Annotated in this window: 10 protein-coding genes and 1 pseudogene; 1 reads left to right on the forward strand and 10 read right to left on the reverse strand. The window is 70.8% G+C overall.

Going from position 1 to position 8,799, the window contains the following annotated elements:
• Nucleotides 1–74 precede the first annotated feature (74 nt).
• The 4 genes from ACZ7L0_RS00120 to ACZ7L0_RS00135 form a co-directional block, all read right to left on the reverse strand.
• Nucleotides 75–602 carry a hypothetical protein gene (locus ACZ7L0_RS00120; protein WP_471240085.1) on the reverse strand — a complete coding sequence of 176 codons (528 nt, stop codon included), beginning with the start codon at nt 600–602 and terminating at the stop codon, nt 75–77.
• Nucleotides 603–701: 99 nt separating this feature from the next.
• Nucleotides 702–1,472, reverse strand: coding sequence for a metallophosphoesterase family protein (locus tag ACZ7L0_RS00125; RefSeq protein WP_471240086.1), 771 nt, complete (start codon nt 1,470–1,472; stop codon nt 702–704).
• Nucleotides 1,469–1,756 carry a BON domain-containing protein gene (locus ACZ7L0_RS00130; protein ID WP_471240087.1) on the reverse strand — a complete coding sequence of 96 codons (288 nt, stop codon included), beginning with the start codon at nt 1,754–1,756 and terminating at the stop codon, nt 1,469–1,471. The genes ACZ7L0_RS00125 and ACZ7L0_RS00130 overlap by 4 nt, the downstream gene beginning before the upstream one ends.
• Nucleotides 1,753–2,445: a nucleotidyltransferase family protein gene (locus ACZ7L0_RS00135; RefSeq protein WP_471240088.1), complete on the reverse strand. Its 693-nt coding sequence runs from the start codon at nt 2,443–2,445 to the stop codon at nt 1,753–1,755. The genes ACZ7L0_RS00130 and ACZ7L0_RS00135 overlap by 4 nt, the downstream gene beginning before the upstream one ends.
• 203 nt (nt 2,446–2,648) lie before the next feature.
• Here ACZ7L0_RS00135 and ACZ7L0_RS00140 point away from each other — a divergent pair, with 203 nt between their 5' ends.
• Nucleotides 2,649–4,100 carry a purine-cytosine permease family protein gene (locus tag ACZ7L0_RS00140; protein ID WP_471240089.1) on the forward strand — a complete coding sequence of 484 codons (1,452 nt, stop codon included), beginning with the start codon at nt 2,649–2,651 and terminating at the stop codon, nt 4,098–4,100.
• Nucleotides 4,101–4,120: 20 nt separating this feature from the next.
• Here ACZ7L0_RS00140 and ACZ7L0_RS00145 read toward each other — a convergent pair whose 3' ends face one another.
• The 6 genes and pseudogenes from ACZ7L0_RS00145 to ACZ7L0_RS00170 all read right to left on the reverse strand — a co-directional run.
• A complete protein-coding gene (locus ACZ7L0_RS00145) occupies nt 4,121–5,131 on the reverse strand; it encodes a YihY/virulence factor BrkB family protein (protein ID WP_471240090.1) in 1,011 nt (336 codons plus the stop codon).
• A 59-nt stretch (nt 5,132–5,190) separates the two neighbouring features.
• On the reverse strand, nt 5,191–5,823 hold the full coding sequence (locus ACZ7L0_RS00150; RefSeq protein WP_471240091.1) for a potassium-transporting ATPase subunit C: 633 nt from the start codon (nt 5,821–5,823) through the stop codon (nt 5,191–5,193).
• Nucleotides 5,824–5,831: 8 nt separating this feature from the next.
• Nucleotides 5,832–6,095, reverse strand: a pseudogene (locus tag ACZ7L0_RS00155) (potassium-transporting ATPase subunit KdpA); the annotation flags it as partial.
• Between the two features lie 8 nt (nt 6,096–6,103).
• Entirely contained in the window at nt 6,104–6,193 is a 90-nt protein-coding gene (gene kdpF, locus ACZ7L0_RS00160) for a K(+)-transporting ATPase subunit F (RefSeq protein WP_471240092.1), read from the reverse strand.
• Between the two features lie 273 nt (nt 6,194–6,466).
• Complete coding sequence (locus ACZ7L0_RS00165) at nt 6,467–7,555, reverse strand: right-handed parallel beta-helix repeat-containing protein (protein ID WP_471240093.1); 1,089 nt, start codon at nt 7,553–7,555, stop codon at nt 6,467–6,469.
• A 584-nt stretch (nt 7,556–8,139) separates the two neighbouring features.
• Nucleotides 8,140–8,799 (reverse strand): IPT/TIG domain-containing protein (locus tag ACZ7L0_RS00170; RefSeq protein ID WP_471240094.1); only part of this gene is annotated, 660 nt, incomplete at its 5' end.

The following is an 8,799-nucleotide window of genomic DNA, read 5'->3' on the forward strand; positions in this document are numbered from 1 at the left end:
CCTCACGGCCGGTGCGGGGACGGCCCGTCGCGTGGGCGGCGGGCCTTTTCCGTGCGTGCTCCGCGGTCGGCGCGTCACGCCACCAGGGGGCGGGCCGGCCTGAGGCGGTCCAGGAGCTGGGCGTGGTGGAGCTCGGTCACGGGGGCGAGGAGGTCGGGGTGGCGCAGGAGGGCGGCGGCGCGGCGGTCGGCCTCGTCGGGGTCGATCAGGCGGCGGAACTCGACCGGGGTACCGGTGGTGTGCTCGCCGTCCGCGAGCGCGGCGACCGCGAGGGCCGCCAGTCCGGGGTCGGTGAGCAGCCCGGCCGCCCAGCTGGCGACGACCTCGTCCACCCAGGTGCGCCAGGCCCAGGTCTCCGGCTCGTCGGCGTCGCAGACGGTCACGCCGGTGATCCAGTCCAGCGCGGCCGAGCCACCGGGACCGGCCATGCCGACCAGGCCGGCGTCCATGGCGGTGGGGTAGCGCAGCCAGGCGGCGACGGTGACGGCCTGCCGCGCCTGCACCTCGCACAGGGCGGAGGCCATCGCCCCGCCGCTGGGCGGGTAGGCGCGCGTCAGCCATTGGGCGGTCGCCGCTATGAGCGGGGAGAGGTCTGCGAGCACTGCGAGGCCGTCCGAGGGGCTACCGGGAAAAGGGGACTTCCGTAAAACGGTAGCCCGGCCGGACCCCGGACGATGACGTGTCGTCGGCCACACCCCACCTCAGCCGGGCAGCGCCCCACCCTCCGCGGCCGCCCCCACCGGCTCCCGTTCCCGCAGGTGGTAGACGTGGAAGGCCCGCCCGATGACCGGCTGAGCCACGTTGCGCACCTTCACGCCCCCGCCGGTCATCCCGTGCTCCGTGCCGGCGTGCGCGTGCCCGTGCACCGCGAGGTCGGCGCCGCCCGTGTCGATCGCCTCGGCCAGCAGATAGCTGCCGAGGAAGGGATAGATCTCCAGCGGCTCCCCGGCGAGGGTGTCCGGCACGGGCGAGAAATGGGTCAGCGCGATCCGCGCGTCGCAGCCCGAACCGTCCAGTTCCTCCAGGGAACCGCGCAGGGCGTCCGCGCACCGCCGCGAGTACCGGACGAACTCCTTCATGATCGGCTCGCCGAACTCCCCGGCGCAGCGCCCCACGAACCCGCCGCCGAACCCCTTGGTGCCGGCCACACCGATGCGGTGCCCGTCGCCACCGGTCACGACGACCGCCTGCCCCTCCAGCACATGGGCGCCGGCGTCCCGGAGGATGGCGCTGACCTCCTCGGGCCGGTCGTCGTGGTGGTCGTGGTTGCCCAGCACCGCGACCACCGGCACCCCGAGGTCCTTGATCTCCCGGGCGACCACCTGGGCCTCGTCCGGGGTGCCGTGCCGGGTGAGGTCCCCGGCCAGCAGCAGGATGTCGGCGCACTCGGGCAGTGTTTCGAACGAGGGCCGGAGCGTTCCCTGGCTCTCGGGCCCCATGTGGATGTCTCCGACGGCCGCGACCCGGATCATGCGAGCTCCTCCGCCTCACCGGGCGAGGAGGTCCCCGCGACACAGATGTCCGAGTGGACGGGATGCCCCTGAAGTGCCGCACGGGCCTGGCGGAGGATGTCGTCGCGGCACTGCGCGGAGGGCACCGTGCCGGTCAGCAGGACGGCCTCGCCCCGGATCTCGGCCCGGACGCCCAGTTCCCCGAGGGGCCCGGCGGCCAGCCGGTCGGCGAGGTGGGCGACCCGGTAGTCCAGGTGCTCGGGCACCGGAGCGCCAGGCGCGTGGACGGCGCCTTGGTCGGTCATGGCTGCTCCTCTTGCGGTTCGATGACGTGCAGGCGTTCGAGGAGGAAGAGGAAGGCCGCGGGCATCGGTTCCCCGCAGCTCTTGCGTACGTCCTCCCAGTCGACCTTCTCGCGCAGCGCGCGGGCGACGGGCAGTACCGTCCCGAAGTCGCAGTGGTGCTCGGAGAAGGCGGTGATCAGGCTGCGCATGAGGTCGGTCGGCGCCAGGACGGGCATGTGCACGGAGTCGACCGGGATGTCCTGCGCCCGCCGGAGCATGTCCGCGGTGACGGGCCGGTGCGCCAGCTCGAAGATGATGTCGACGTCCTGCCCGAAGCAGGTGGTCTTCAGCAGCCAGTCCTCCGGCGGCGTGCGCACCCCGAGCCCGGCCTCCCGCAGCGTCGCGGCGACCGCCTCGGCGTCCTCGGGCAGGATGCAGAAGTCGGCGTCGTGCTGCAGGTGCCGGCTGCCGCCGTGTGCGTACACCGCCACGCTCCCGGCCAGCGCGAAGTCGTGCCCCTTCTTCTTCAGGACCGCGCCCACCCGCTTGGCCGCCTCCAGGATCGCCTGGCTGCGGTCCTGGGGCAGCTCCCGTGCCTGCGGGTGCGGTACGGGCTCGGCGGGTGCCGGTGCCCGTCCGGAGTCCTCCGCCGCCAGGCGGAGTTCCGCCCGTCGCCGGGCGAGCGTCACGTCCTCCCCGTTCTGCGTCATGACCACTCCCATCGCCGCGCCCGGCCCCCCGGACAACCCCGTACGGCCCGGGGCGTCGGCCGGGTACTCCTAGTACCCGGCCCACTTGCGCCGACACGCGCCACCCGCCGGGACCCGCACGGTGCCCCCGCGCAGCGGACTGGCATCCGCGCCCTGGGGGGAAGAACATGACCACGGGGGCGGACGAGCACTCCGGAGGCACCATGACCAGCCCATCGGCTCCCCGGGTGACGGGCCTGGAGATCCGCTCCATCGACTACGTCCCGCTGGACGAGCGGCACGGCAAGCTGTGGCATCTGGGACCCCTGTGGTTCATGTCCAACGCGCAGATCGCCACGCTCGCGGTGGGACTGATCAGCATCACCGAGGGCGGCAACCTCATCTGGTCGCTTCTCGCGATCGTCGCCGGAACCGTCATCGGCACCTTCTTCATGGCATTCCACTCGGCCCAGGGCCCGCAGCTGGGACTCCCCCAGATGATCCAGTCGCGGCCCCAGTTCGGCTACGTCGGTGCCCTGCTGGTCTGGCTCTTCGCCTACGTGCAGTACGCGGGGTTCAACGTCTTCAACACCATCCTCGCCGGAGAGGCGCTGCACAGCACACTGCACGGCGGCGTCAAGCTGTGGGTGGTCGTGGTCACCGCCGTCGCGTTCGTCGTCGCGCTGGTCGGCTACGACGTCATCCACAAGGCCGAGCGCGTCCTGACGTACACCTTCGTCGTCATCTTCGGTGTCTTCACCGTGGGCGTCCTGGTCACCCTGCACTACCCGCCGGGCTCCTTCGACCTCGGCGGCTTCGCGTGGACCCCGTTCCTCGCCCAGTTCGGCGTGGTGGCCGGCTACCAGATCAGCTGGGCCATCTACGTCTCGGACTACTCGCGCTACCTCCCGCCGGACGTCACCGTCCGCAAGACCTTCTACTGGACCTACTTCGGATCGGCGCTCGGCGGCATCTGGCTGATGGTGCTCGGGGCGCTGCTCGCCGCCTGGGCGGGCAAGGACTTCGACACGATCCGCTCGATCAACGCGGCGGGCGACAAGGTGTTCAGCGGGTTCGGCTCGATCGTGCTCCTCTTCGCCACCCTCGGCCTGGTGTCCGTCACCGCGCTGAACATGTACGGCGGGTCGCTCACCCTCATCAGCGCCATCGACTCCTTCCGGCGGGTGCGTCCGACCCTGGCCGTGCGGCTGGTGACCATCGGGCTCACCGCGGTCCTCTCCCTGGTCGGCGCGCTGGCCGCGACCTCGAACTTCCTGGCGAACTTCAACAACTTCCTGCTGCTGGTGCTCTACCTCTTCATCCCGTGGACCTCGGTGAACCTCATGGACTACTACGTGGTGCGCCGCGGGCACTACGCCGTCGCGGAGATCTTCAACCCGCGCGGCATCTACGGGCGCTGGGGCTGGCACGGCATCATCGCCTATCTGGTGGGGTTCGCCGTCATGGTGCCGTTCTTCTCCGTGGGCACCTTGTACGTCGGCCCGGTCGCGAAGGCGCTCGACGGAGCCGACGTCTCCCTCTTCGTCGGCCTTCCGGTCTCCGCGCTGCTCTACTGGCTGCTGACCCGCTCGATCGACGTGGCGGCGGAGACCCGGCTGGCCGAGGCGGAGGCGGCGGACCTGGAGCGCGCGGCGCACGAACACCGCGAACCGTGAGCGGCCGTTTGCCGAGCCCCTCATTCGGTGGTGTGACGCCGCTCCTCCTCTTCCTCTTCCCTCTCCTCCATGCGGCGCTGGTCCTCCTCGCTCCAGGCCTGGGTGTCACGGGGCGGCAGATAGGGCTCCGCGTCCTCCGGGAGCCCTCCGGCGACGGCGCGCTGGCGGGCCAGTTCCGCGTCGAACTCCAGACCGAGCAGAATCGCGATGTTGCTGATCCACAGCCACACCAGGAAGACGATCACACCGGCGAGCGTGCCGTAGGTCTTGTTGTACGAGGCGAAGTTCGCCACGTAGAACGCGAACCCGGCGGAGGCGATCAACCAGATCAGCAGGGCCAGCACGCTGCCCGGCGTGATCCACCGGAAACCGCGGGCCTTGACGTTGGGGGTCGCCCAGTACAGCAGCGCGATCATGATCGTGACCAGCACGACCAGCACCGGCCACTTCGCGATCGACCACGCCGTCAGCGCCGCGTCGCCGAATCCCAGCGCCGCACCGGCCTGGCGGGCCAGGCCACCGGTGAACACCACGATCAGCGAGCTGATCACCGCCAGCACCAGCAGGACCACCGTCACCCCCACCCGGACGGGCAGGATCTTCCACACCGGGCGGCCCTCGGGGATGTCGTACACCGCGTTGGCCGAACGGATGAAGGCCGCGATGTAGCCGGAGGCCGCCCACACCGCCAGCAGGATGCCCACGACGGCCATGACCGAGCCGATGCCGCCCCGGCCCTGCAGCTCATGCACCGCGTTGCCGATGATGTCCCGGGCCGAGCCCGGGGCCAGCTTCCTGATGTTGTCCATGACCTGCTGGGTCGCCGACTCCCCGGCGATGCCCAGCAGGGAGACCAGAACCAGCAGGGCCGGGAACATCGAGAGCACGCCGTAGTACGTCAGCGCCGCGGCACGGTCGGTGAGTTCGTCGTCCTTGAATTCCTTCACCGTGCCCTTCAGCACCGCCAGCCACGACCGCTTCGGCAGCTGCGTGGGTTCTTCCGGCTGATCGTTCCGCGATGTCCGTCCCATACCTCCGGGGTAACCCGCCCGGCCCGGGACATGCGCCGATCAGGCATGACAACCCCGTGTCAGTCCTTCGACACGAGTTTTTCCAGCGCGATGTCGAGTTCGAGGACGTTGACGCGGGGCTCGCCCATGAAGCCGAGGGTGCGGCCCCGGGTGTGGTCCTCGACCAGTTTCTCGACCGCGGCGACCGGCAGGTGGTTCCTGGCGGCCACCCGGTGGACCTGGATCCGCGCGTACTGCGGGGAGATGTCCGGGTCCAGCCCGGAGCCGGAGGAGGTGACCGCGTCGGCGGGCACCTGGGACGGTTTCACCCGGTAGTCCGAGGTCGAGTTCTCCCGGACGACCCTGGCCTTCGCCGCCTCGACGGACCTGAGGAGCTGCTCGCTGTCGGCGGAGAGGTTGGTGGCACCGGACAGGATCAGCTTGTACCGCGTGTTGACCGAGTTGGTGCCGAGTCCGTTCGCCGGGCGCGGCTGGAAGTAGTCCGGGCCGTAGCCCTGCTGTCCGATCAGGGCGGAGCCGACCACACTGCCGTCCGCCTCGATCTCGGACCCGTTCGCCCGGCCGGGGAACAGCCCCTGGGCGATGCCGGTGACGACCAGGGGGTAGCCGACGCCCGTGACGAGCGTCAGCACCAGCAGGGCGCGCAGGCCCGCGCCCAGCAACCGGACGGTGTTCACGAGGGAGTTGTTCATCTCGACAACGGGAGCGCGCCCTGCGCCCGCTGCAGCAGGTACAGGAAGAGGACTCCGACCGCCGAGAAGGCCAGCACCCCGCGCAGATACGCCGGCCAGCGCATCTCGGTGTCCGGGTCGGCGCCGATGCCCCGGTAGATCCACCTCTCGATACGCCAGCGCTTCTGGGCGGAGTAGACCCTGGCCATGTAGGTGCCGAGGGGGATGTGGGCGAGCGCCAGCGCACCTGTGAGGGCCAGCAACTGGAGCACGCCGGCGAGTACGGGACCCATGGCCGTGCTCAGAACCTCTCCGGGAAGATCAGGGCGAGGACGAGATAGCCCAGCAGGGCGACGGCCACGACCAGGCCGACGGCGGTCTCGGCGGTCACAGCTTCGTCACCCCCTTGGCGACGAGGGCCAGCAGCGCGAAGACCGCGAGCGTGATGACGACGAAGGCCGAATCGGCCACCGGGAGCTCCTGGAAGGGGTTCGGAGGAAGGACGGACGGTTCCAGGAAATCGCCGCTCCGACCGGATCCGGCCCCCGTTGACGGGTCTCTGGCGGCGGCCCGCCCACCCTTGACGGAACCCTTACGGCAGCCGGAAAAGGGCCGTGCGGACCCCTGGAGATCCGCACGGCCCTTCGTTCGTTCGCCCTCTTCGTCAGGCGTTCGCCGGGCAGCCGGGGACGGCGCCGGCCGGGGCGCAGTTGTCGGGGGCGTTGCCGGTGACCGGGGTGCCCACCAGGGCGACCGAGCCGCCGTTGCGGAAGATACCGCCGCCCTGGCCGCCCGCCTCGTTCCCGGTGACCCTGCCGCCGATGAGCTGGGAGGTGCCGGTCTGGTTGTACAGCCCGCCGCCGTCGAGGGCTGCGGTGTTGCCGTTCACGGTCGTGCCCAGCAGGCGTAGCACGCTGCCGTAGTTGGCGATGCCTCCTCCGTAGGAGGCGGCATCGTTCTGCTGGATCAGGGTGCCGTTGACGGTCAGCGGCCCGGTGGCGGTGTAGACGGCGCCGCCTTCGTAGGTGAGGGTCTCGTTCTCGCGGATGGATCCGCTGTTGAGAAGCACGGTTCCGTGCGTGGCCAGTCCCCCGCCGGTGTAGGTCGCGGTGTTGCCGGTGAGGGACACGCTGTTGGCGGTCAGCCGGCCGCCGGTGTCGACGTGGATTCCGCCGCCGTCGGAGGCGGTGTTCCCCGACACCACGCTGCTGGCCAGGTAGGCGGCGGCGCCGGGCGCCACGGCGAGGCCGCCGCCCGAGCCGGATGCGGTGTTGTCGGTGATCCGGCTGCTGAGCAGTGTGAGGTTCCCCCGGGTCAGGAGAGCTCCGCCGACGGTGGCCGGGTCCGAGGTGGCACTGCCGTGGGACAGGGTGATCCCTTTCAGCGTGAGGGATCCCCGGGGGGCGACTTCCGCGATCCGGAACGGTGTGGCCGACGTGCGGGTGATGGTGGCTGACGCGGCGACGATGGTCACGTTCCCGGTGATGAGGGGAAGTCCGTCGGCGCCGTAGGGGCCGGTGGGGACGGCCGCGGAGGTGAGGTCGTACACACAGCCCGTCGCCAGCGTGATCGCTCCGCTGCCTCGGGCGTTGGCGTTGTCGATCTGCTCGATCAACTCGTCGGTGTCTCCGCACGGCACCGCCGCTGCGCGGGCCGGCAGGCTCTGGGCGGCAGCCGGCGCGGCCATGCCCGAAGCGGACATGCTCAGCAGTGCGGCCAGCGCCAGGGCGCGCATGTTCTTCACGGTCAGCACCGGTTCTCCCTCTGTTCGTCTGCTGGACGGCGGTCTCCTGAACCGGGGCCCTACGCGGAGGTTCGGCGGGGCGTACGGCCCTGACACCGCCCTCGACAGTCCAACTTGATCGTGGTCGTGGGGGGTTCGCATCCAGTGGGATCCGGACGGGTGAGGGGGCGTGAACAGTGCGCTGGGCCGTTCGTGTGACATACCCATCAGGCACTTGCCGCCGTCTTGGCTTGAATGGATTACTGGAATGGATCCAACCGGTGGGCCGCCCATTCTCTCCGGGGGATGCGGCAGTCGGGCCACTCGCGGCTTTCCGGAAGAGCACGTGTGACCGTTCGGCATACCGCGATGGGCACCCCCGGTGGGATGTTGGATCCGTTCAGCCGGTGCCGTTCGCGGCACCGGCTGACGCGGCTTCACCCCGTCGCGGAAATGCGCCGCGAAATCACCGCGGAAATCTCGGAAATCGCGGAAAGCTCGGAAAGCGCGGAAATCTCGGAGAGCCCCCAGAAAACCTCTCGGCGAAAGCGCCGGGGTGGACGGAGCTTTCATGCCGCAGCCATCCACCCCGGCCGATCCGGGACTTGCCGGCGTCAGATGCCGGGGGCCGGGATCCGGGTGTAGGTGAGGGGGTTGCTGGTGCCGGCCGGGGTACCGGCCGTGACGGTGACCGGTCCGGCCGCGCCCGCGGGGGCCACGGCGGTGACCTGGGTCCCCGAGATCACCGTGAACGACACCGGGGTGGAGCCGAATTGGACCGTGCTGGTGGCGGCGAGGTTGCTGCCGGTCAGGGTGATGACGGTGCCGGCACTGGTGGGCCCCTGGCTGGGGACGAGGGAGACCAGCGCGGGGGGCGTGAGGTAGACATAGCCGACGCTGTTGCTGGTGCCGCCCGGCGTGGTCACCGTCACCGCCGCCGCACCCGCCGCATGCGCGGGGGCGACCGCCGTGATCTGCGTGGCCGAGTCCACCGTGAACGAGGTCGCGGCCACCCCGTCGAAACGCACCGCCGTCGCCCCGAGCAGGCTGATGCCGTTCAGGGTCACCGTGGTGCCGCCCGCCGTGGTCCCGGAGCCGGGCGTGACGGCGGTCAGCAGGGGCGCGGCGGCATAGAAGAAGTACGCCTGGGGGTCGTCGGGATTGCTGGTCCCGCCGGGCGTGGTCACGGTCACCGCCGCCGCACCCGCCGCGTGCGCCGGAGCGACCGCCGTGATCTGCGTGGCCGAGTCCACCGTGAACGAGGTCGCGGCCAC

The sequence above is a fragment of the Streptomyces sp. NPDC039424 genome, from assembly GCF_055639495.1.